Genomic DNA, 22,302 nt, shown 5'->3' with positions numbered 1-22,302 from the left:
AACATCTAACCAGCGTAGTTCTCTAAAACCTTCTTCCAATCGCTCCACGCCGTTCATCTAACCAGCATAATTCTCCAAAACCTTCTTCCAGTCGCTCCACGCCGTTAAATACCCCGGCAAATCTTCAGGATGATGCCGCAGGCATATACCGATTCGACAATAGAGCTGAAAAGCAACTTCCTCTACTAACCATACTCGCTCCACATTACACCGATCCAGCAAATCGTATGCCGCAAATAGCGTATTCTCATTAATATCATCGGAAGACGAACAAAATGCATAACAAAAATCATAGAGAACAGGCCCCGCCATCGGCGACGGATCAATAACGCCAACCAGCCTGTTGTCGCGGAATACAAAGTTGTGAATGCCCGTATCTCCATGCAGCAGGTAGCGTTCATCTAACTGAGCGTTGCCGTAAAGCTTTGGAATCAACTCTTTTACGAGACCATGATCCTCTTCGGGCAAAAATTCCGCAATATCGGTTTTGCACTGTTCATAGCTGATTTCATTGAATTCCAGCCAGGATTCACGCGGCCATTGAAACCTTCCCCACTGCTCATCCCCCGTGTAAGGCTCATATTTGTTCAACAGCTCCTTAACAAGAAGCGACATCCACGCTTTCTTCGGCCCCCGGTTGACGTGGGTCTTTCCATCCTGATAACTGTAAAGCATATAACGGTTGTCATCTGCCAGATAGAGAAGACGGGGCAATAACGAAGAGTCCTCATTCGCCGTTAAAAAACTGCTGACCAATCCCATCGATTCAGGATCATCAAACTTCAAAATATAGCGTACCTGATTAATATCCTCCAACAAAAACACAAGTCCGTCCGTTGTGCCTTTCAACGGCTGCACACTCGTTATGGCTTCTACCTTTTTCAACGTACACAATTCATCTATTATACTTTGAACTTCACTACTAATTAGCGGCATAAAATACTCCCCTCATTCGCAAAACTACTCTGAAGCTTCTGCCTCACCTGCATCATAAAATGCAATCCGATTGCCAAACGGATCGGTCACAATACATTCCTCGCCGCCCCATGGCATTTGCTCCAAGCCCGGCCTGGAAAAGGAGCGCTGCTGCGAGATGAGTTCCTCATGCAGTTGCTTAATGCCATTAACCGCTATGCGTATTGCCGAACCCGGCGTGCAGTCTCCATAATGCTCACTCAGATGCAGCTTTACCACACCTTTTGAAATTTGGAGATACAAAGGAAACCCGGGCTCGAACCGATGCTCCCAATCAACTTGAAAACCTAAATAATCAATATAAAATTCCTTCGCTTTATCCTGATCAAAAATGCGAAAAATCGGAATAATTTGCTCCAGTGACACCGCCATCATCCTCCTTGTCTTAATCAACTCAATAAGCCCCCAGCATGCAATGAGATACAGCCTTGCTTCTGGGGGCAAGCACTTGCCAAGAGATTTGCTTTTGATACACAGTGCTTAGTCTCACGTCCACGGTCAAGTCTCGTACCGGGAGGCACGCAGTGAGATTAGCAGCAAGCAATTAACTGTTAAAATGATACGCCGCCAATTCCTCTCCCCAATGAGCGATCCCTTCAATTTGAAATCCTGCTCGGCTATACAGTCTTCTAGCACCCTCGTTGTCCGGATGATAGCCGATTCTGATAATGTCTGTTCTATCGACAGCATTCATGATCATCCCGATTAATATCTTCATCGCCTCCGTGCCATAGCCCTTCCCTTGCTCGGTCTCGTCGATCATAAACCGATAGATCCAATAATTGTGATCATCCGGGTCAACGCCATACATGGCAAAGCCGATTACACGATTTTCAAGATAGACTGCAGCTGCTGTAAATCCAGGCAAAAACTGCAGCTCGGCAATCGAATATAAATTCGAAGCCATGAATGCTTGCTGCTCTTCCTTAAGCTTCAATTCAATGCAATGCTCCCAATTGGAGCGATTAATTTGTTCTAAATGAATAATATCAGACTCCTCCTCTATGACAGAAAAGGCCGCCCGAGTCCGAGCCATTTCTGCCGTTCTAGTGGATGTCACCCTGAAAAGCTTGAATCAAGCCAATTTGAACCGCACGCTGCATCACGCTATTTGTCATACTTTTGCTCCTACCTTTTGTCATACCGCATCACTCCTTTCTTCATCCCTTTCATCTTACCATCTCCTCCATAATTGGAAAACAATGCACTTTGAGTGTCGCGATGATTGTCATCGCCCGAAACGAGGTTTGACTGCCGACGTTTGACTGAGCAACGGGTCCCGTGATGGCACCGTCCTCACCGCCGTCACGACTTCGCCTCCATGATCAAAATGTAAATCTGCAGGTTGTCAGCCGCTTTTTCGCCGAATTAAGGGCTCAAAATGCAAATATGCAGTTTGATTAGCCTAAAAAGCCTCTTTAGGGCCAAATCAGACCATTTCAAATGTACTTTTGCATTTTGATCAATCTTTCGGGTCATTTGATGCGGATCAAACTGCACTTTTACATTTTGACTATGATCCTCCCGCCCCTCAGCCGCATCTAACCATCCGATTAAAATAAAAAAGACTGCCGAATAAGTCTCGACAGCCCGTACCCGCGATCATGCGGTTAGAATTCCTATTCAGTTAAAAACTGCAAAGGTCCCGCTCCGGCCGCTTCACACCTAGAGCGGCAAATAGATTTCGATCGAACCTTCCCCTTGCTCAATCGCACGCAAGTCAGCCCAATACTCGAAATCAAAGGGGCGCAGGCTCGCGATTTCCTCATTATTAATGAAATCATACGCATCCCCAATGTCAATTTCATCCCCAGTATGTATCACTTTCACATAAGCTCCTGCCGGCAGCGTATGGCTAACCATGCCATCAGGAAGAGAACCGAACTCACTAACTGCTACAGCGACGATACTTTCGAACGGTATGTCCGGCGTGAATTCCTCATCCGAATAGACCTGAACCAAATAAACGCCGTCGTCACATTGCTCCGCAATATGATGCCGCTGCGCTTTCAACTGCTCCCGCAATTGTACAATAATGCCTTCTGCCAGATCCTGATTCAGAGACACCGTAACGGTGTATCCGACAAGCTTCGTTTCGCTGCGTTCCAACTGTTGTACAAGTTCAATCGTCATTCACGCATTCCTCCCTTATCTGTCAGGAAGCTTCTATCGTCTCCACGCCTGCTTCCTTGCAGGCTTCGAGCAGAGGAGCTTCCGGCAGCCTGTCGGTAATCAGGCGATGCGCTTGGCCCAGATGAGCGAATGAAATGAAATCCTTGGCTCCAAACTTGGAGTGGTCGGCAACGATCGTAACCTCCGTAGCTTGGCGGATCGCCGCCTTTTTGATCTCGGCCTCATACATATTCGAATTGCTGAAGCCATGCTGGGCTGAAATGCCGGTCGTACCCAGATACACCCGCGTATAAGCCATGGAGCCGATCAGACTCTCGGCATAGGGACCAAATAGCGTTGAGGTTGTCTCCAAAATCATTCCGCCCGATACAATCGTCGGTATTTGCTTCTCCTGGAGCTCGCTTGCGACGTTAAGCGCGTTCGTCACGACGGTTATCGCCAATCCCGGCTTTAATGCACGGGCAATTTCAATCGTTGTCGTTCCGCCGTCCAGAAAAATATATTCCCCCGGCTGAATATAGGACGCCGCCTTCCGGCCGATGCTCGCCTTCTCTTCGGCTAATACGCCAGTCCGGTCCTTCAAGGCAATATCCTTGCCCAGCAGAATCGCTCCGCCAAAGGTTCTGCGGACAAGGCCGGACTGCTCCAGCTTCTCCAAGTCTCTGCGGAGCGTCATTTCGGTGACCTGGAACCGCTCCTTCAGATCGGCGATTCTCACTTCTCCGTCTATATCCAATTGTTCTTTAATTTGCTGCTGTCTATCATTCCATTCGCTGGTCATCCCGAGCAACTCCTATTACGATATTGCAAATCCTTCCCCCTATTATTGCAAGGGATCAGTCAATGTTCAACTCCCAGCTGTAATCGACAGTTTGACCGGGCTGCAAAATCACCAGCCGCCCTTCTTCCGCTTCCTTCGCAATGCCCCCGACCCGGCAATTGGCCGGCTCAATGCCAAGTACATGCATGCCTGCTCCGGGCATTTTCCATTGCACCAGATGGGGCAGCGTTTGTGCGGACCAGCGGAGCGACACCGTAAGAGGAACAGTCCGGCCCCCGGCTTGCGGAAAAAGGGGCTGGTGCAGCTTCACCTCAGCCGTGTCCTTGTCCAGCAGCTCGTGATAATACACAGCTTCTGCACAACCCGGATCAGGAAGCTGCCACTGATTCAGCTCACTCAGACCATTCACCGCTTTTTGCCGTTTCAGTCCTTCCACTCGTCCCGATTCACCCAGACCATACAGACCTTCCAGACTTTCCAGTCCTTTGGGGCATTCCGCCCCTTCTAGCCCGTCTGGGCCTTCCAAACTTTCAGGCCTGTCCAGACCTTCCAGCCCCACAACCGCAGCCCCCGCATCTCGCGGCACTACCGCAGCCGGAGGGAATCGCATTCGCGTATCAGGCGTCATAAGCGGATAGCCAAAGTTAAAATGATAGAGCAGCATATGCGGTATGGGCTCGAAGCCCGCATTTTCGACGATGTCGGTTACGGTAATCCGATTATCACCAAGCTGGGAGCGAATCTCGCGATACAGCCGCAGGTGCCCCCCGAACATCGCCGTTTCCTCCACGATGCCGCGGATGACCATCTCATATTCGTCTCCATTCCATCGGCCTTCTGCAGCTACCTGCCTTGCCGGGAGGTGATGCGCGCGGCCATGCATGCCATAGCTCTTCCCCTCGTAAGCGGAAGGCGCGCCCGCATGTGTTAGCCCGCAAGTCATCATGAGACCGCCGGAAGCGGAGCGCAGCCAGCCCGTTCCCTCCGGCTCATAGTACATCGGATGAGCGTCGCCGCCCGCAGCTTGCCAGCTGATCGGCGTGCCTCCAAATTCCGCCAGCGAAAAGTCGAGCCCTTTGGTTGGTGTTACTGTGTACGATAGACCGGCGCCGGTTCGGACCTCAATAAATTCCATCCCCTGCTCCCGGCCTTCCGCTCCGGTATACCGGTGGATACCGCCGATTTGCTCCACCCGTCCGACATGTGCCTCCAATTGTCTGCGAGTCCACTCTCTGCCGTGCAGCTTCATACGCCTTACTCCTCAGCCAAAGCGGCAACCCTTTTAATACGGGAGTCGGTGAAGTAATCAAACTCATCCCGGCTCGTGCTGGAGAACTCCGAGACGACCGCGCCCTCAGCGCCGGCTTGAAACCAATGAAGCGTACCAGGCGGAATCGTATATTGCTGCCCCGGAAGCAGGACGATTTCATGGAAAACCGTATAGCTGCTCTCGCTCCCTTTCGGAATCGCTGCACTGATAGGCTGGGCCGACTCGCCGTCTACATACAGATACACTTTACCGGCCCTGCAGCGGAACGTTTCCATTTTGCCGGGATCGGAGCCCACCGGAGGATGCAGATGCTCGGGACAAGTCTGTCCCGGGAACAGCACAAGCTCCTTCGCGCAATAGCGGTCATTGTTCACATAGGTAATCAGCTGCAGCCCCTGAACCTCGAGCTCATCCAAACCAAAGCCCGCCACCTCGATATTCGCCCGCTCTTCTTCGGACAATATGATTCCGGCATCTTGCAGCAGCTCTGCCGTTCGTTCCTGAGCCGCCTTCACTAGATTGCGAGTCAGCATGCTTTCCGCCCTCCTTATTTGATAGCCAGATTTTTGTCCGCCGCTCCATCATAAATAACTGCATTTCCTTGACTGCTTGCGCGAAAATGCGAAAAATCCGCTCTCGGCGGGTAAGCTGCCCACCCCGCTTGCAGCCGCGACTGCACGTCGAGCCAAGCCGGTATGCCGCTTGTGGCATCAGGCTGCTCGACGTTGCACGCCCCCGTTGCCACCGCGCCGATCATCGTATCCTCCGGGCTCAGTCCTTGAACAAAGCCGGCCAAAAATCCGGCGATCGTGCAATCGCCAGCCCCTGTCGTACCTGCAACATCAACACGGAAGCATGGAACATACAGCTCCCGGTTAAGCCAACTGCTGGCTTGCCGCGGCTGATAACGGCCCAATCTCGCCAGCCTCTCCTCTGAGGCAGTGGTCCGGACATATAGGCCATATTCGCCAAGCTTGAGCGCCACGATCGCCGGACCCATGTCCAACAGCTCTGAAGACAGCGCTTCCAACATTGCGGCATCGATATGCGATAATAATTGATCGCTGCCTACCGACGCTATCATTCCATCGTATACGTCTTTTCTAAGCATAAACAATATTTCCTCAACGCTTGGCAGAAACAGATCGACGTCAGGCAGCGTCCGGGCAAGAATTTCCCGCCAGTCGACCTGCCCCGAAGGGGCATCCGTATCCGGCTTCGCCATATCCATCGAAGTCGTCGTCCCCGCTGCCTTCGCCCGGCGCATCAGCTCCGCCAATTCGGTGCCGCCGTTCTCATACATATGGCGCATGAGCGGCGGATATCCAAAATGAAATAAGCCCGCCTCCGCCAGCGCTTCATCGGCTACATCCTCCGCCTTGAACGTATCGTTGGCTCCCGTACAATGCAGAAACATCCGGTCGACCTGCGGCGGATTGATAACGATGGAATAAGAGCTGGCCTCACCGGCCGCTACAATCATCCCCTCGGCCAGCTCTTGCTGACGCTCGCCAATGATAGATAGAATTGCTTGTCCAAAAAAATCATCCCCAACTTTGCCCATCAGCTTCACCGGCAGGCCAAGCCGCTGTAAAGCCAGTCCTGTATTAGCCACTGCTCCGCCGGTGGACAGAGAAGCTTGACCGATGTTCAGCAGCTTCCCCGGTGCCATACTGAACGGACCGCCGGGAATAGCCGGAATAATATCGAGGCAAATATGTCCGCCTACAATAATGGGATAAGACGCTGCTCCGTTGTCCAAGTTAGCTCCCCCAGTTGATTGGTATCGTCTGTCCTGTCCGATTGGATTCTAATGCAGCGGTGAAGACGCGATGACTGCCGGACGCTTCCTCCGGTGTTGCGCAGCGGAAAGGCTGCGACATGCCATCCATGCCGTTTGCGACCTCGTCGCAGAAAGCCGCCCACATCTGCAGAATGGAATCGGAAAATCCGAATTCAAAGATGCCTCCGGTAATCGTGCCGTAAGCGGACTGATAAGGAACATCTGTCACATGCCAAGCTTGGCTTCCGCCTGGTTCATAAGGCAGCGAAGAGAGCTGCTTCGGATTTTTGGTCGAAAATTCGGCAGAGAAACGTGTTCCTTGCACTTTAATAAACCAAGTGTTGGCATGGCCCGGAGCAATCCGCTTAGTGGAAAGCACCAGCGGGAACTGCTGCTCCTCCGTCTTGACCTCACAAGCGAGGATGGCGTTGTCCCAAGTCTCGCATGGCGACATCCCGCCTTTGCCGTCTGGTCTCTCCTCTACAACCTTCGTCAGCAGCGCTCGAACGTTTTGTGGTTGCCAGCCAAATCGCATTGGGAGATGCAGCACATGCATGCCCAAATCACCCATACAACCATATTCGCCATTCGTTGCGATTCTCCGCTTCCAGTTAATCGGTTTTTGCGGATCAAGGTCGCTGGAATGCCAGAAGCCCGCTTCCACCTCGATAATTTTACCGAAGCGGCCCTCCTGCACCCACTTGGATAATTGAAGAGCGCCGGGGAAAAACGGAAATTCCGAAGAGCAGCGGACGATCACCTCGGGATGCTCAGCGATAGCCTTGCGGATTACGGCATTCGCCTGCTCATCAATGCCAAACGGCTTTTCACCCAGCAAATGCTTGCCAGCTCGAATGATATCGGCATAGATTTCGGCATGAAGATTATGCGGTACGGCGCAATAGACAGCGTCTACCTCCGGGTCCGCCAACAGCTCTTTGTAGTCGCTGTATGTCCGTTTCACGCTGGGAACGGCCTGCTCGAACCATGCAGCAGCCTCTGGGTTAGCGTCGCATACAGCCGTAATGACCGGTTGAAAGTCGACATGGCTCAAATGGCACCAGCGGGCGGCAGCGCTCGCGAACTCTTTGCCCATTAAGCCGCAGCCGATCAGGCCGAAGCGGATTTCTTTTTTAGACATGGGAGACGTTCCCCCCGTTCAGAACAGCCAATGCCGTTTCTGCGCTGTGACCTTTATGAACAATCCCCATTAAGGCTTCGGTCATGCGCGCAGGCTGAGGATGCTGAATGACGTTGCGCCCGTAAACGATGCCGGATGCGCCTTGCTCCATCAGCTTCACCGTACGCTCCACAATCTCTTCATCGGAAGCGCGGCCCCCGCCCCTTACGAGAACTGGTACGCCGGATGCGACCTCAATGACACGGTGATATTCCTCGACGTTGTCGCAAGGATCGGCCTTAATGACATCGGCACCAAGCTCCGCAGCTTGCCGGACGAGCGGCATGATTTTACGGATATCCCCGTCTACGATATAACCGCCCTTCTGATCATTCGGAAGCATAACGAGCGGCTCCACCATCAGCACCATGCCATAACGCTCGCATTCGCTTTTCAGCTTAGCGATGTTTTTAACGCATTGATAGTGCAGCTCCGGCTGGTTCGGCAGCAGCAGCAGGTTGACGCATACTGCAACGGCATCCAATCTTACGGCATGCTCGACGGCATTGTCGATAACTTCGCTAAAAAGAAAATGCGGCAGCTCCGAGCCGTATATGTTCGCCGCATCGGTGCGCAATACGAGGCCGGGCTTGCTTTTACCCGGGATTTGCTGCAAATGCTTCGCCTGACCCAGACTTAGCTGAATGCAATCCGGATTGGCCTTCACGACGGTCTCCACTGCCTGCTTCATATTTTCAATCGAGGAAAGAAAGCCATATTCATTAAAAAAGCCGTGGTCAATCGCAACGTCAAAGCACTTGCCTTCTTCACTGAACATTCTTGCCATACGAGCAGCTGCTGTCATCGGTATCCACCCTTTTGTGTTATTAACAAACAATTTTATGTTCGTTTATAACATCATTATACGGATGAATCGCACAATATGTCTACAACAATTTTGTTTGAAACAAACATTTTTGTCTGCTATCGCTGTTCGATTACTTCGGACAACAACAGCAACACAAGCCCCTGCCCATAAAGCGTAGGGAATATCGGCACCTCATTGTACGCTTCTTCACTCTCCAATACCGGCGTGCCCCCGGACACGCCCGAGACGGCTCCCGTTGCCGCAACCATCGGCACAATTGCAGCCAATGCCCGGTCGGCGCGGGGCAGCAATTGTTCAGACGCCAGCCCCATGCGGACGGCCTTGTACAGCCCCAGAGCAATAGCTGCGGAACCCGATGTTTCCTCGTAAAAGCCAGGCCGATCCAGCACCGTTGGCCACATGCCGCCGGGCAGCTGGCAAGCAGCGAGTGCCTCGATAAGTCTGCTGTACCGGTGTTTCAACTCATGAAGCAAATCTGAATCCCGGCATAGCGGCTCCGCCTCCTCTAGGATCATCGGAATGCCAGCGGCATTCCAGCCATTCGCCCGGTTCCATCTGGCTGCCGACATCCAATGGCCGGCTGAGCCGTCCCAGCCATGGAAGAGCAGTCCCGTAGCCTCGTCCTGCAAGGCTCCAAGATGGAGCAGCGCTTGCAGTAGCGCTTCTTCTGCGAGCTTGCGGCTGCCCGTCAGCCGTGCAGTACGCGCCAGAAACAAGACCGCCATAAATACGGTATCCGCCCAAATCTGCTCACTAAACTGAGCATTCTCCGTAACGGTATGCTCAAACGCCCCTTCGCTCGTACGGGGAGCCTGCTCCACCATCCACTCTGCAATTTCCACAGCCTTTTCCAAGTAATAAGCGTCTCCAGTCATCTGATACAGCTGCGGGAATATGGCATACGGCGCCATGGAATTGATGACCCTAACCTCCTCCGACTGACCTCGGTTGCGCCGTACCCAATCTTCCACCTCCTGCAAAACGGATGAATCCCCTGTCGCTCTGCCATATTCCACTGCCGCAATAATCGCTACACCCGGGTTCCAGTCCCACTTATCAATATTCATCGCCCAGTCAGTCCAAGCGTGACCGCCCCATTCCTCAGGCTTGCTGTGCATCATAAAGCGATAAACCCGGTGCGCGGCTTCCTCTACATCTGTTCTGCTCATTTTGTTCATTTTGCACATTCTCCTTCTTAGCTACAAAAAACGGTTGCGGAATTCAGTCGGCGTCAAGCCGTATTGCTTCTTGAAGCTCTCGCGAAAATAATCCTGATCCGCATAACCGATCCGCTCGCATAGTTCATAGATTTTAATCATCGGGTCCTCCAGCAGCCGGGCCGCCTCCTCCATACGAAGACGGATGATCCACTGCGTAATGGTCTGCCCGGTAACTTCCTTCACCACTAGATTCAAATATTTATCACTTAAGCCTATCGCTTCCGCTACATCGGACACCGACAAGTCGCCTCGTGTAAAATGATTCTTCATATAACGAAGCGCCTGCTCGGCGAGCTTTTTCTTCTTTAAGCTTCCCGCCCACTCCTCCGGCGGCAGCTCATCCAGCAGGTTCGGCAGCTTTTCCTTCGCCGACTGCAAGGCAAAAGCGGCCTCCCGCCTGCCTTCCCGTTCCTTCAACAGCTGGCCGGCAGCATTCGATACGACCCTCTCAATCTCATCGGGATCTATCGGCTTCAGCACGTAGTCCAGCACCTGCAGCTTTACCGCCTGCCGCGCATGCTCGAATTCATTGAGCCCGGATAAAATAATACAGCGCGTTTCCGGCTGCCGCGCCTTCACTTCGGCGATCAGCTCCAGACCGTTCATTCTCGGCATGCCAATGTCAGTCAGCAGCAAATCGGCCTCCTCCCGCTCCAGCCAAGCGAGCGCCTCTTCCCCGTTCTCCGCAGCGCCAAGCAGCGATATGCCCAGCTGCTGCCAGGGGATGGAGCAGACGAGCGTATCCCGGACGGTTTTGACATCTTCGGCAATAAGCAGCTTTAACATGGGATTAGCCTCCTTTTCTGATGCTGTCTGTCTTCTCCGGAGACAAGGGCAGTACAGCCTCGACGCAAGTACCTTTAACCGATTCCACGTAGCGCAGGCCAAAAGCTTTGCCGCAATGAAGCTGAATTCTGCGGTGCACGTTCAGCGTCCCATACCCGGAGCTGGAACTGGAGCCAGCATCGGCAAGCCGTTCGCCTCCCGGCGCTTGCTCCTGCAGCAGTTGGTTCATTCGCAGAACATCGCAGCCGATTCCGTTGTCTTGCACTTGGAGGATCAGCTTCGTTCCTTCCTGACGGGCGGAAATCGTAATGCGGCACTCGGAATCTGCTTGTGCGAAGCCATGAATGATGGCATTTTCCGCGAGCGGCTGCAGCGTCAGGTGAATCATACTGGCGGACATCAGGCTGTCCGGCACAAGCAGCTCCACGACTAGATGCTCGTTCATCATTTGCTGAATATGAAGATACGACTGCACCTGCGCGAGCTCCTCCTTCAACAAAATCCACGTCTGTCCCCGGTTGAGGCCATATCGGAAAACGTTAGCCAAGGAGCGCACGATGCGGCTCGTTTCTTTGTCGCCAGCCATAATGGCGCGGCAATTGATCAAATCCAGCGTGTTATATAGAAAATGAGGATTGATCTGTGCATGCAGCAGCTCCAGTTGGAGTGCGCGGCGCTCCATCTCCTCCTCGAAGGATTTCTCGATCAGTCCGTGAAGCGTAACGAGCATGGATGCAAATTTCTGATTCAGCTCGTCGACCTCGTAAATTCCTGTATTCGGATGCGGCAGCGGCTCCTTGAACGCCGCAACCTCGGGACGCTGCATCGCCGCAACGAGCCTCGTAATGGGAACGGTCACCCGCACGACGATCCGGCGAACCCAGAATGCAGCGATCAGCAGAGCAACGACGGCGGTCGCCGCTCCGATGCCCGATATCGCCAGCGTATATTTGCTGAAATGACTTTCCGGGACGACCGTAAGCAGCTTCCATCCGTTCGCCAGCGTATCGAACATGACGCGGTGCTTTTCTCCCTCAATACGAATGACGATCGAGCCTTTGGCTGCGCTCGAAGCCTGAACGTACGGAAGCTCACTGACATCCTCCAGAAAGGAATATCGCTCGCTTGCGATGACCCGCCTGCGCTCATCCAGCAGCAGATGGTAGCCCTTATCGATAGGCGCGTTGTTAAAGACGCTCCTGATGCTGCCGGCATTAGCGCCGATAATGACCGTGCCAACGCTTCTGCCGTCCTTGATGCTCGCCTTCTTCCTAGCCGAATAAATCATCGAAGCGTTAGGCCTGCTTGTCGCCTGCCCCCACCAGACGGTCTGCTGCTCACCGCTGCTCAGACTGCGGTACCAGCTTTCATTATGCAGATCGCCGGCTTTGAAAATGCCTGTCACCGGGTCGAAATGTTCCGTCGCCAATCCATAAAGACCGCTCCCCGGCTCCAGCGCCAGCGATACCGTATACGATTGCTGTACAGCCTCCCGGGAGCCAAAGTCATTCAGAAGGGAAAGCAGCGAAAGATTTTGCAGATTGGTTTGCAGTGTGAAATAGTCGCTCACAGCCTCGTACGGTTCCTCATAATCGCTCTCCAGCAAGTTTTCAATGGATTGATTGCTGAAGATAAACGCCGACACGTTGTTCATCGTATCGAATTGATACCACAGGTTGCGGTAGACGAACTTCATCGATTGCTCGGCGAGCTGAAGCGTATGGCCGTTCTGGACCCGAATGAGAATATAGCTGGACGCCGTTGCAAAAAAAGCGATAATGACGACAATCAGCAAAAATATCGGCATATTCAGCCGCGACAGCAAGCCGGATCTTCCTTTGCGCAGGCGCACAGCCATTCTCTTCTCCCCTCCCCGGCAGTTATTTGATTATTTGATAAGCTGATAGATGACTTTGGCAGCCTCGGCTCTTGTCGTAATACCTTGAGGGACGAACTGTCCCGCTCCCCGGCCTTGAATCCAGCCCAGCGCTGCCGCTTCCTTCACGTACGGCAAAGCCCATGGCGCAATATTCGTTTCATCTGCGAAAACCGCTCCGGCAGCTGTCCCCGGTTCACCTGCATGGAGCCGGTAAGCCTTCATCAGCATCGTCACGAGCTCCTCCCTCATAAGGGCGCCCCCAGGATCAAACGCCGTTGCGCTTTTGCCGGAGACGATGCCCGCTTTGCTTGCAGCGGCAACCGAATCCGCGTACCAGCTGTCTTCGGCAACGTCAGCGAAACGGTTGTCGCCGCGCTCCGTAAGCCCTAACGCCCGGACGAGCATCGCCGTAAATTCAGCACGCGTAACCGCACGGTTTGGCTCAAACGTCTTCGGACCCGTCCCTTGAATAATTTGCTTGGCGAACAGCGCTTCAACCGCCTCAAAAGCCCAATGTCCCGCTGCCAGATCAGCGAACCGCTCCGTCGCAGCAGGGGGATTACCCGGATTGGTACCGGGATTCGTCCCAGGGCTGGTACCCAGATCGGTGGAGGGGTTCGTGCCTGGGCCAGTGCCAGGATCAGTTCCTGGATTCGTTCCTGGGCCGGTACCCGGATCAGTACCAGGGTTCGTGCCTGGGCCGTTACCCGGATCAGTGCCGGGACCCGTGCCCGGATCTGTTCCCGGGTCCGGCGGAAGCACCCGCACAATATTTACGAAGTCGAAGGAATCATACAGCGATGTATTTTTCGAATCGGCCGTGCCCTTCGTCCATTGAATGTAATTGTCTCTGCCATTCTGGAAATCGGCATCGTTTACCGCAATGTTGAAGCCGATTTTCCCGCCGAGCGCCGGTGCGAGGTCCTTGACGTAAGCGGCTGGAATTTGCAGCTCGTAATAGGTTTTATGCACGGCTTCATCACGAATAATGCTGATCGGAATGTTGTTCATCTCTCCGCTCGGATTAGGCTGTGTGGAGCTGAATATGTTCAGCATGAGCCGGCCGTCATCCGCCAGAGCAAAGCCCCATTCCACATCGTCTGCACCATAAGGCGACTCCCGGTTATTCAGAGGATCAAGCGTAATTTGTACGGAATCGTTCTTCCATAGATTCGCGGCATTTTCCGATTGCTTATGGATGTTGTCTGTTACGGCAATCGCGAAATACATGCCTTGCTCATCCCATTTGGCATAGGCCGTCGCTTCCAGATTGACCGGGTCAGCGAAGCCGGTCGCGTTCTGCGCCTTGGTGCGGAGATGAATCGGGAACGCGTCCGCCCAATCGGAGAGGTCGCCGTCGATGACGATGCCGTTGTGTCGCTGAACAAGATTGAAATCAAGCGGAAGCTCCGCATCATGGAATATCGTCTTGTTGTGAACCGTGTCCTCAACCTTTAAATCAACCGCATACTGATGGAAAGCATGCGTTTCGCCGTACGTCCAGCGGAAATTGAGCTGAACCTGATCGCCTTTGCGCAGTCCGCTGAAGCTGTCCGTTCCGATCGGCTGCAACACGGCACCATCCGGCCCGATAATCGACACTTTGCCCGTCTTCGCGAAGGAGGACGTGCCGGTCAGCCGGACGGACAACACCTCAAGCTCATCCACCGGCTTCTTCACGGGCATCACTTTCACGTCGAGTCCGTCTTCAACCGTTAGCTGCACCGTTTTCGAATCGAAAACGACGCCGTTATACTCGATCTCCACCGCTACTTCATAACGCCCCTTCAGCGTATCCTCCGGCACCTGAACCTGATAGGCGCGTTCCAGCGAACCGCGCTGCGGGATTGTGATTTGTTCGGATAAAATGCCGGTTTGCGACGCCTCCCAGCCTGCCGGGAGCTTCAGCCGCACCGTCACTTGCTGCGTAGCATCCGTGTCGTTCACGAGCGACAGATTCAGTGTATTGGCATAGCCCGCTTCTCCGTTTGTCTGCGTCGGCACGACGTTGGCCATTACCCCGATAAACTTAGCCGGCTCTGAATCGATCATCGACTCAGCCGCTCCAGCGAATTGGCGGGCCAGCAAATTGTACGCATAGCTTTCAGCGAAGCTGCCGCGATCATGGGCGGCCTGCGCCAATCTGCTATAGCGATTCAAGCGGAGCACAGCCGATGAGGAGACGGGCATGATGCCGTATTCGCCTTTTTTCAATTCCAATGCGTGGTTGGCCTGCTGCACCTCAGCCGCATTATCAAGCGTATTGCCGCTAATGCCTTCCAAAGCATAAGACAGCGTAATCGAGGCGCTTTCCGCCATATTGTACAGTGCTTCCAGCGCCACATAAACCGGAGCGGAAGCCAGCGCACCATTTTTGACTCCCTCAGCAATATCCGCCATCAATTCGTAAATATCAGTTATGGCTTCCTCTATGACGGCAGCTTGACCGCCGTTGCTTGCCGCAGTCCCCAGCAGCGCTGCTATCCGGTTCAACTCCGCCAGATGGCCATCGATTTCCGCTCCATTGTCCGCTGAACGCAGCTTGTTCAGCTTGGCAGAAGCCTCCGCTTTCTTGCTGTTCAACAGTTGGACGGCAGCCCCCAATACAAATGATTTAGGAGCACCCGTTATATAAAGCGGCGAACCGGATACAGTAAGCTGCAGCTTGCCGTCTGCTTCTGTGGCCGGAATAGACGCGCCGTTAATATCGGTCAGTTCCAGTCCAGATGCGCCGAAAGGAAGCGTAACGGTACTAACCGGAGGATTCACAGCAGGGTTATCCTTGTGATCCGCCATTTTCCAAGCGACAATGACCGGCTCATCTTCGTTCAGAAACAGCTGCACGGCAACCTTCGCATCGCCTGTATCCCATGTACCGAGATAACGGGCTTTATCCAGCTTCGTCATCAATTGGTTGACTGCCGCATAAGCAAGCTTCGGCCTGCCGTCATTGTCGGTAATTCCCCAGAAAATATCGTAATAACGGTCATCTGTACCGTCGTTCTTATAGTTGTAATACTCGTAAGCCTTCACTTGATCGGTGATCATATAGTTCAGAAAAGCCCGAACGATATAATCCCGCTGAACCGCCTCAGACACCGATGGGTAGCCTGCATTCGCAGTCGGCCATCCGCCCTCTGTCAGGTAATAATCCTTCCAGCCGCCGTAAGCGTTAACCAGCTCCTTAACGCCGTTCATCAAGTTTTGCAGATTACCATCCGGCATTGAATTGTACACGTAAGGATGGTAAGAATAGGCGTCGGCATAGTCGAAGGAGCCAAGCTCCAGCTCTTTCGGCAGTACGCTGAGTACACTGGAGGTGTGGTCGCCTGCGAGCAGCATGGCGTTCGGATCGGCTTTTTTCATATTCAAATAAGTAATCTTCTGCAGCTGCACGAATTCCGCAGGAATGTACGGCTTCGCGAACAGCTCCGGCTCGTTCGGCATCTCCCATTGCCGGATTTGATCCTTATAGCGGCTGACAGTCTGATAGACGAAGTCGCCCATCGCTTTCAAGCCAGAGGTCGTATTCACCGTTCCATCTTGATAGTAGGGATTGCGGTCGATTGCAAGCCCCGTAATCTGATTGAAGCCGTAGGAGAACAGCTTATTCAGCTTGGCATCCACGCCACTGTAATCGTAGATCGGATTGCCCGATGCATCTTTCTTGTTCTTATCGACTTCTTCCCATGTAATGCCGGAACGATGATGGCGAGCACCCAGCTTGCGGGCACCATCGATGATATCGTCTTTCCAGTTCAGCGAATAATGGGTATTGAGGCCAAACTTGCTCTCATTGTCGAGATCAAGCCCCTGAACCGGAGCCGCTTCATTAATAACCACGATGCGCATTCGTTTTGTTTTGCCCGGAACCGAACTTCCGTCCACTGCAAATTCTGCGGTTACATCATAGGTGCCAATCCCGTTCAGCCCCGAACCGAAGGCCACCGTATCATTAAACTTCTCATGGCTGCTCAATTCATAGCTTTTAGTACCCGTGGCAACAGTTTCCTTACTGCCGTCTGCGCGCCGAACCGTATAATCCATCCGGAATTGATGCGCTCCTGAGCCTGCATCCAGCGCCAGCAGCAGCCCCGGCGATTCGGACAGCGAGTAAATACCTGCGTAGTTGCCAGATGGCTGAAGATCGATGACATACGGCGCCGAAATCGGCTCGATGGCAAATTGATCAATCATCAGATTGATTCCGCCAACGACATTCCATTGGAAATAACCTTTGATTGGTGCAAGCGAATCGGAATCGTCTCCGCCTGCTACTTCTTGCCCGTCGATAAACAATTTATGCGTGATACCGCTTACATAAATTTCGTAATCATGCCATTCATCCAGCATGGACTTCACATAGTTGGCGATGTAGTAGTTGCCGCCCAGCGTCGTTTTGCGCATAATAAAATATTTCGAATTATGGGTCGCCCATTCCACCGCATTATTGTTCATATCATCCAGTGCCCTGTAGCGGAAGCGCCAGGTGTTCTGCACGGCCTCGCTGGTCCGCTCATACTTGGCCCGGAATTTGACGACAAAGTTGTCTGCGTTCTGGTACATCGGCAGATTAAGCCTGGCGCTGCCTGACCCATTCAGGTTAAGCACTTTGTTGCCGTCCTCCAGTGCGATAACCTTCGTATTCCCGCCAATCGTCCAGCCTGCGGGAGCTGTATTCGGCTGCGTATTCTCGAAATCATTCCAATACGGCTCCAGCGCATTTACGGCTACGTTAATCTCCCCTGTTTCCGGAAAACGGGCCGTATTGCCGTTCCCGTCTTCGGCCTCGATGTGGTAGCGGATCTGATCCGCTAGATTTGTACCCGGAATGACTGCGGAGTACGACCCGCTTCCAATCCGGTTTGCCGCTAGCTTACTATTAGGCGTATCCTCTCCGTAAGCGTAATAAACGGAAGCCGTTACCGTAGTGTCACGCTCCTCCGCCGTGAACAATACAGGCAAATCGGCATAATACGGAACTGAAACCGCCGGATTATGCCCGATCGTGAATGCGGCAGGCGCATCTGCTGGCGGACTTATCGTTAAGCGGTCGACATTCAAATAAACGGCGCTGCCTGCCGTTAAGCTTTTGACCGAAAAACCGACTCCTCCTGCTGTCAGATCCGGGTCCTGAAAGATCGTGACCAAGCTGCCGTCGATAGATAGCTTGAACTCTCCGTCAACGACCTCCAGCTTATAGGCATGCTGATTGGTCAGATTGAAGCCCGGCAGGACGGCCGCGATATTGACCGGCGCTCCTACGATGACAGAGGCCGATGAATTCGGGTATTTCCACAGCTCTACAAAACTCGTGTTTTTAAATTCCAGAAAGTAATAGCTCGTTCCAGAAGAATAGCGGAACATGGAGCGGAACCGGTCGCCCTTAGCCGAGAAATCGATGACATAATCCTGATTTGAATAAGGAAATATGGACGTCTTCAGCACAGCGCGCTGAGGAGACGTCGATGTAGTTGTACCGACCAATTGCGCGGCCTCTCCGCTGCCTTGCGTCGTCCAGGCGGTGCTGCCGAACAAATCCCATTTGCCTAATCCCTCTCCGAAGCTCTCATCCACAAGCGGAGTTTGCACAGCCGCACTTGCCGCACTTGCCTCACTAGCTGCACTAGCGGGACTTGGCCCCGGCCAGCCTTGTATGCCTAACGCAACAATAAGCAGCATGGTTAACCATTTTTGGCTTCTTCTCACGTATCATTCACCCCCGAGATTGGTCAAAGAGCCTCCTTCCGCCTGCAATTGCAGTACGGAAGGAGGCTAAAGCGATTCGGATTGCAAGGCGTATTAGTTGCCCGCCTTTTTCTTAAATGATTCTTCCAGCTCCTTCAAAATTTGATCCCCGCCTTGGGACTTCCATTTGACGGTAAACTCGTCGAATTTTTTGATGTCTGCGCCCATGATGATCTGCGTGAATACGGAGTCGCGCATCGTGTTCAGCTCCACGAGCTTGGCGATCTTCGTCGGCGATTCCAAATAGTTGGAGGCATCCGTAATTTGGTACTTGTTGTTGATCGCTACATCAAGCGCCTCGGAGGCTCTCAGCGGCAGCGATTCCAAGTAACGCGGCCAGCCCTTCAAGCCAGGAGCGAACAAGTAGCTTTGAATGCCGCGGAAGTTGCCGTCCTTATCCTGCATCGTTTGCGGATCGACCAGATCGGTTACCGATTTCAGCAAGCCGTTCTCCACCTTATAGTCAGCGCCTTCGATGCCCCATACGGTCAGCATTTGATTCTCTTCCGACAGCGATTCTTCAATGATCGCCAGCACTTTTTTCGGATCCTTCGTTTTCGCGCTGATCGCATTTATTTGCGAGAATGGCGCGCCCATCGGCGCTACTGCCGTACCATCGGCACCAACAAGCGAGCCCGTCAGCGTCAAATATTTGTAAGGCTCGGTGCTTTGATCCGGCAGCGTGCCGTCAGCCGCCAGCTCGCCTTTCTTAACCAGCTCGCCTGTCTCTACCATCGTGTCATAGCCATTGGCGGTCGACCACCAGCCCATCCAGGAGAACAATTTGCCGCTATACAGCTTCGTACGCAGCTGCTCTTCCTTGATCGTTGCAAACTCCTTGTCGATCAAGCCTTCGGCGTACATTTTTTGCAGGAACAGTAAAGCATCTTTCATTCGAGGATCGATATCATAATTGCTGAATTTGCCATCCGTTTCCGTAAAGAAACCCGGTGTTACGCCAAACGCGCCGAAAATATGGTCGAAGGAGTTGTTGGCGTATTTCTGCTCCCCGATTTGCGCCGTATAGCCGCCGAGAGGAATAACGTCCTTCTTCTCCGCTTTAATTTTCTTCAGCGCATTGTAGTATTCATCGAGCGTTTGCGGCGTTTGGGTGCCGATCGACTCCAGATAATCCTTCCGCATCACTAGATCCCAGCGATAGCCCGCTCCCGGGCCGCCTTGGTAAGGGATACCGTAAATTTTGCCGTTTACTTTGGCTTGCTCGAACACTTCCTTCGGCACTTCACGCATAATGTTTGGCGTGTCCTGCTCGTTGATGAGATCCGTCAGATCAACGAATGCGCCTTGCTGCGCATACTTCTGGAAGTCATCGACAAAATCGATGCGGACAACGTCGGGAATGTCGCCGCTGGACATTTTCAGATTCAGCTTCGTTTTGTACTGCTGAACATCGACCATCTCCGGGATAATCTTAATGTTGAGCTTTTCCTCGATCGCTTGCTTGACGACGTCCTTCGCCGGGTCGTACGGCTTGGAGATGTCCTGCGCCTTCAGCCATTTGAACGTGTACGGCGCTTCCGCCTCCGGCGTTGCCGAAGCGGCCTCCGTTGATGCCGGAGATGCCGGCGAAGACGCCGGAGATGCCGACGGGCCGCCGTTATTTGATCCGCTGCAGCCTGTCACCATGATAATTCCTGCCAATAATGCGGCAAACACGCCTGCTTTTTTTGTCTTTAACATGTACCACTGACCTCCTCATAGTTTCGCTTGATTATATTTACCCTGTTGGGGATAAACCAAAGTTCTAGCCCTTAACGGAACCGATCAGCATGCCCTGTTCAAAAAAGCGCTGAACGAACGGGTAGATGATCAGCATCGGCAGCGCCACGATAACGATTGCCGCCATCTGAATGCCGATGGTCGGAGGCGGAGCGGAGCCTGCTTGCTCCAGCAACTCCGGCGGCAAGCTGGAGCTGGCGATAATCGTTCGGAGAACGAGCTGCACCGGCGCTTTATGCCAATCCGTCACATACAGCATCGCGTTGAAAAAATCATTCCAGTAAACGACCAGATAGAGCAGTCCAACCGTTGCGATAACCGGCAGGGACAGCGGAAGAACGATTTGCCACAATATTCTGAATTCGGATGCCCCATCAATAGCTGCTGATTCCCGCAAGCTTTCCGGAATGCCTTCAAAGAAAGATTTCATAATGATCATATTGAAGGCGCTGAACGCCATAATGAGAATAAGCACATAATTCGTATTGAGGAGCCCCAGCTCTTTGATCGTAATATAGGTCGGGATCATCCCGCCCCGGAATAGCATCGTGAAGACGAAGAACAGCACGAGTAATTTTCGGCCGGGCAGTCTTTTCTCCGCCAGTGCATACGCCGCCGTTACGGTCAGGAACAGGGCAAGCGCTACGCCGCCCGCCGTATTGCGGATCGTATTGCCGTAAGAGGTATAGATCATCGATCCTTTTTTGAGCAAATACTCATAATAATCAAAGCTGATTGTGCTCGGGAACAAGACCATGCCGTCCTTCGAGCTAAAGATCGAATAAGGCGTAACTGATACGGAAATGACGTACCAGAACGGAAGCACAATAATGATGGTCAAAATCGTTAACACAATATAATTGCTCGATACAAACACTTTCTCGCCTTTCGAAAGCTTCATCTGCTCTCTCTCCCCTCGTCAGAAAATACCGGAATCATTGATGCGCTTGGCGATATGGTTGGCGACCAGCACCATGACAAGTCCGATTACGCCTTTGATCACATCGGCTGCGGCAGCGAGGCTCAAGCTGAATTGCTCAATGCCGACGCGGTAGATGTACGTATCGAGAATGTCCCCTACCTCGAAGACCATCGGATTGTACAGGTTAATAACCTGATCCAGTCCTGCGCTCATGATATAACCGACTCTGAGAATGAAGATGACGATGATGGTGCTTGTAATGCCAGGCAGCGTGATGCGGATAATGCGCTGGAACCGGCTGGCGCCATCCATAATGGCCGCTTCGTACACCTCCGGGTTAAGCCCGGCGATAGCCGCGATGTAAATGATGGCTGCCCAGCCCATCTCCTTCATCGCATCTGTAACGACAAGTATGGCGCGAAAATAAGCGGGCTCCACTAGCAAGTAGGCCGGGTCTCCGCCAAAGAAGGCGATGACCTTGTTAATAATTCCTGTCTCTGGCGACAGCAGAATCGTAATAATGCCGCCATACACGACCCATGAGACGAACCGGGGCAAATAAACGGCAGTTTGCAGCGTTTTTTTGAACCAGGCCGTTCGAATTTCGTTTAATGCAAGCGCTAACAATATTGGGCAAATAAAGCCACTTATCATCTTATACAGGCTGATGATCAGCGTATTACGGAATGCGTTGCGGAACATCTCCGATTCAAACAGCATCTCAAAGTATTTGAATCCCACCCATTTGCTGGCGGAAAGTCCTTGAATGGCATTAAAGTCGGTAAATGCGATGCTGATTCCGTACAGCGGCAGGTAATCGAACAGTAATACCCACACCACTGCCGGAATCAGCAGCACATATAGCAGCTTATATTTCCATACTCTCCTTGCCAAAAGGTTGACTCCCCCGCGTACAGCCGGTTTCGCTTTTGTTGCTCCGGGCATTTCGGCAGTCGCCTGTCTCATCCGGTCTCCTCCTATCCTCTCCTAGCCGGCAGCTAATAAAGATTACATTATAAATTTACCGTTAAAAAGACAGGAGGAACACCGGAGCGA

Annotated in this window: 17 protein-coding genes; all 17 read right to left on the bottom strand. The window is 52.8% G+C overall.

Annotated elements, in window-relative coordinates; translation table 11 throughout:
- Window positions 1–57 precede the first annotated feature (57 nt).
- The 17 genes from ACFVVF_RS12875 to ACFVVF_RS12795 all read right to left on the bottom strand — a co-directional run bounded on the left by ACFVVF_RS12875 (window position 58) and on the right by ACFVVF_RS12795 (window position 22,212).
- Window positions 58–885, bottom strand: coding sequence for a phosphotransferase (locus ACFVVF_RS12875; RefSeq protein WP_387809707.1), 828 nt, complete (start codon window positions 883–885; stop codon window positions 58–60).
- Window positions 886–960: 75 nt separating this feature from the next.
- The gene (locus ACFVVF_RS12870; protein WP_387811419.1) at window positions 961–1,347 is read right to left on the bottom strand and encodes a glyoxalase superfamily protein; all 387 of its coding nucleotides are present in this window, start codon (window positions 1,345–1,347) and stop codon (window positions 961–963) included.
- A 172-nt stretch (window positions 1,348–1,519) separates the two neighbouring features.
- Window positions 1,520–2,011, bottom strand: a complete 492-nt coding sequence (locus ACFVVF_RS12865) for a GNAT family N-acetyltransferase (protein ID WP_387809704.1) — start codon at window positions 2,009–2,011, stop codon at window positions 1,520–1,522.
- A gap of 629 nt (window positions 2,012–2,640) precedes the next feature.
- Window positions 2,641–3,108 carry a GyrI-like domain-containing protein gene (locus tag ACFVVF_RS12860; RefSeq protein WP_387809701.1) on the bottom strand — a complete coding sequence of 156 codons (468 nt, stop codon included), beginning with the start codon at window positions 3,106–3,108 and terminating at the stop codon, window positions 2,641–2,643.
- A 22-nt stretch (window positions 3,109–3,130) separates the two neighbouring features.
- Complete coding sequence (locus ACFVVF_RS12855) at window positions 3,131–3,889, bottom strand: DeoR/GlpR family DNA-binding transcription regulator (protein WP_387809698.1); 759 nt, start codon at window positions 3,887–3,889, stop codon at window positions 3,131–3,133.
- Window positions 3,890–3,944: 55 nt separating this feature from the next.
- On the bottom strand, window positions 3,945–5,138 hold the full coding sequence (locus ACFVVF_RS12850; RefSeq protein WP_387809695.1) for an aldose 1-epimerase family protein: 1,194 nt from the start codon (window positions 5,136–5,138) through the stop codon (window positions 3,945–3,947).
- Between the two features lie 5 nt (window positions 5,139–5,143).
- Window positions 5,144–5,692 carry a D-lyxose/D-mannose family sugar isomerase gene (locus ACFVVF_RS12845; RefSeq protein ID WP_387809692.1) on the bottom strand — a complete coding sequence of 183 codons (549 nt, stop codon included), beginning with the start codon at window positions 5,690–5,692 and terminating at the stop codon, window positions 5,144–5,146.
- 14 nt (window positions 5,693–5,706) lie between these two features.
- Window positions 5,707–6,921 carry a carbohydrate kinase family protein gene (locus ACFVVF_RS12840; protein ID WP_387809689.1) on the bottom strand — a complete coding sequence of 405 codons (1,215 nt, stop codon included), beginning with the start codon at window positions 6,919–6,921 and terminating at the stop codon, window positions 5,707–5,709.
- Between the two features lies 1 nt (window position 6,922).
- On the bottom strand, window positions 6,923–8,083 hold the full coding sequence (locus ACFVVF_RS12835; RefSeq protein ID WP_387809686.1) for a Gfo/Idh/MocA family protein: 1,161 nt from the start codon (window positions 8,081–8,083) through the stop codon (window positions 6,923–6,925).
- On the bottom strand, window positions 8,076–8,927 hold the full coding sequence (locus ACFVVF_RS12830; RefSeq protein WP_387809683.1) for a class I fructose-bisphosphate aldolase: 852 nt from the start codon (window positions 8,925–8,927) through the stop codon (window positions 8,076–8,078). The genes ACFVVF_RS12835 and ACFVVF_RS12830 overlap by 8 nt, the downstream gene beginning before the upstream one ends.
- Before the next feature lie 119 nt (window positions 8,928–9,046).
- Window positions 9,047–10,129: a glycoside hydrolase family 88/105 protein gene (locus tag ACFVVF_RS12825; protein WP_387809680.1), complete on the bottom strand. Its 1,083-nt coding sequence runs from the start codon at window positions 10,127–10,129 to the stop codon at window positions 9,047–9,049.
- Between the two features lie 21 nt (window positions 10,130–10,150).
- Window positions 10,151–10,957 carry a response regulator transcription factor gene (locus tag ACFVVF_RS12820; protein ID WP_387809678.1) on the bottom strand — a complete coding sequence of 269 codons (807 nt, stop codon included), beginning with the start codon at window positions 10,955–10,957 and terminating at the stop codon, window positions 10,151–10,153.
- Between the two features lie 4 nt (window positions 10,958–10,961).
- Window positions 10,962–12,815 (bottom strand): cache domain-containing sensor histidine kinase, encoded by a 1,854-nt coding sequence (locus ACFVVF_RS12815; RefSeq protein ID WP_387809675.1) that lies wholly within the window; start codon window positions 12,813–12,815, stop codon window positions 10,962–10,964.
- 30 nt (window positions 12,816–12,845) lie between these two features.
- Window positions 12,846–18,545: an S-layer homology domain-containing protein gene (locus ACFVVF_RS12810; protein ID WP_387809673.1), complete on the bottom strand. Its 5,700-nt coding sequence runs from the start codon at window positions 18,543–18,545 to the stop codon at window positions 12,846–12,848.
- 93 nt (window positions 18,546–18,638) lie between these two features.
- Window positions 18,639–20,285 (bottom strand): extracellular solute-binding protein, encoded by a 1,647-nt coding sequence (locus tag ACFVVF_RS12805; RefSeq protein WP_387809670.1) that lies wholly within the window; start codon window positions 20,283–20,285, stop codon window positions 18,639–18,641.
- Between the two features lie 64 nt (window positions 20,286–20,349).
- A complete protein-coding gene (locus ACFVVF_RS12800; protein ID WP_387809667.1) occupies window positions 20,350–21,225 on the bottom strand; it encodes a carbohydrate ABC transporter permease in 876 nt (291 codons plus the stop codon).
- An 18-nt stretch (window positions 21,226–21,243) separates the two neighbouring features.
- Window positions 21,244–22,212, bottom strand: a complete 969-nt coding sequence (locus tag ACFVVF_RS12795; protein ID WP_387809665.1) for an ABC transporter permease — start codon at window positions 22,210–22,212, stop codon at window positions 21,244–21,246.
- Window positions 22,213–22,302 lie beyond the last annotated feature (90 nt).

Origin of the sequence: Paenibacillus sp. NPDC058174 (assembly GCF_042883865.1) — a bacterium.
Classification (GTDB): Bacteria; Bacillota; Bacilli; order Paenibacillales; family Paenibacillaceae; genus Pristimantibacillus.
Note: the sequence above shows the minus strand (reverse complement) of the source record. Positions and strands in the feature narration are given on the sequence as shown.

Excerpts from the sequence above, each read along its gene's own strand:
- ACFVVF_RS12850 (WP_387809695.1), bottom strand. The coding sequence starts at position 5,138 with ATGAAGCTGCACGGCAGAGAGTGGACTCGCAGACAATTGGAGGCACAT.
- ACFVVF_RS12800 (WP_387809667.1), bottom strand. The coding sequence starts at position 21,225 with ATGAAGCTTTCGAAAGGCGAGAAAGTGTTTGTATCGAGCAATTATATT.
- ACFVVF_RS12820 (WP_387809678.1), bottom strand. The coding sequence starts at position 10,957 with ATGTTAAAGCTGCTTATTGCCGAAGATGTCAAAACCGTCCGGGATACG.
- ACFVVF_RS12870 (WP_387811419.1), bottom strand. The coding sequence starts at position 1,347 with ATGGCGGTGTCACTGGAGCAAATTATTCCGATTTTTCGCATTTTTGAT.
- ACFVVF_RS12835 (WP_387809686.1), bottom strand. The coding sequence starts at position 8,083 with ATGTCTAAAAAAGAAATCCGCTTCGGCCTGATCGGCTGCGGCTTAATG.
- ACFVVF_RS12805 (WP_387809670.1), bottom strand. The coding sequence starts at position 20,285 with ATGTTAAAGACAAAAAAAGCAGGCGTGTTTGCCGCATTATTGGCAGGA.
- ACFVVF_RS12860 (WP_387809701.1), bottom strand. The coding sequence starts at position 3,108 with ATGACGATTGAACTTGTACAACAGTTGGAACGCAGCGAAACGAAGCTT.
- ACFVVF_RS12865 (WP_387809704.1), bottom strand. The coding sequence starts at position 2,011 with ATGGCTCGGACTCGGGCGGCCTTTTCTGTCATAGAGGAGGAGTCTGAT.
- ACFVVF_RS12795 (WP_387809665.1), bottom strand. The coding sequence starts at position 22,212 with ATGAGACAGGCGACTGCCGAAATGCCCGGAGCAACAAAAGCGAAACCG.
- ACFVVF_RS12815 (WP_387809675.1), bottom strand. The coding sequence starts at position 12,815 with ATGGCTGTGCGCCTGCGCAAAGGAAGATCCGGCTTGCTGTCGCGGCTG.
- ACFVVF_RS12830 (WP_387809683.1), bottom strand. The coding sequence starts at position 8,927 with ATGACAGCAGCTGCTCGTATGGCAAGAATGTTCAGTGAAGAAGGCAAG.
- ACFVVF_RS12825 (WP_387809680.1), bottom strand. The coding sequence starts at position 10,129 with ATGAACAAAATGAGCAGAACAGATGTAGAGGAAGCCGCGCACCGGGTT.
- ACFVVF_RS12855 (WP_387809698.1), bottom strand. The coding sequence starts at position 3,889 with ATGACCAGCGAATGGAATGATAGACAGCAGCAAATTAAAGAACAATTG.
- ACFVVF_RS12845 (WP_387809692.1), bottom strand. The coding sequence starts at position 5,692 with ATGCTGACTCGCAATCTAGTGAAGGCGGCTCAGGAACGAACGGCAGAG.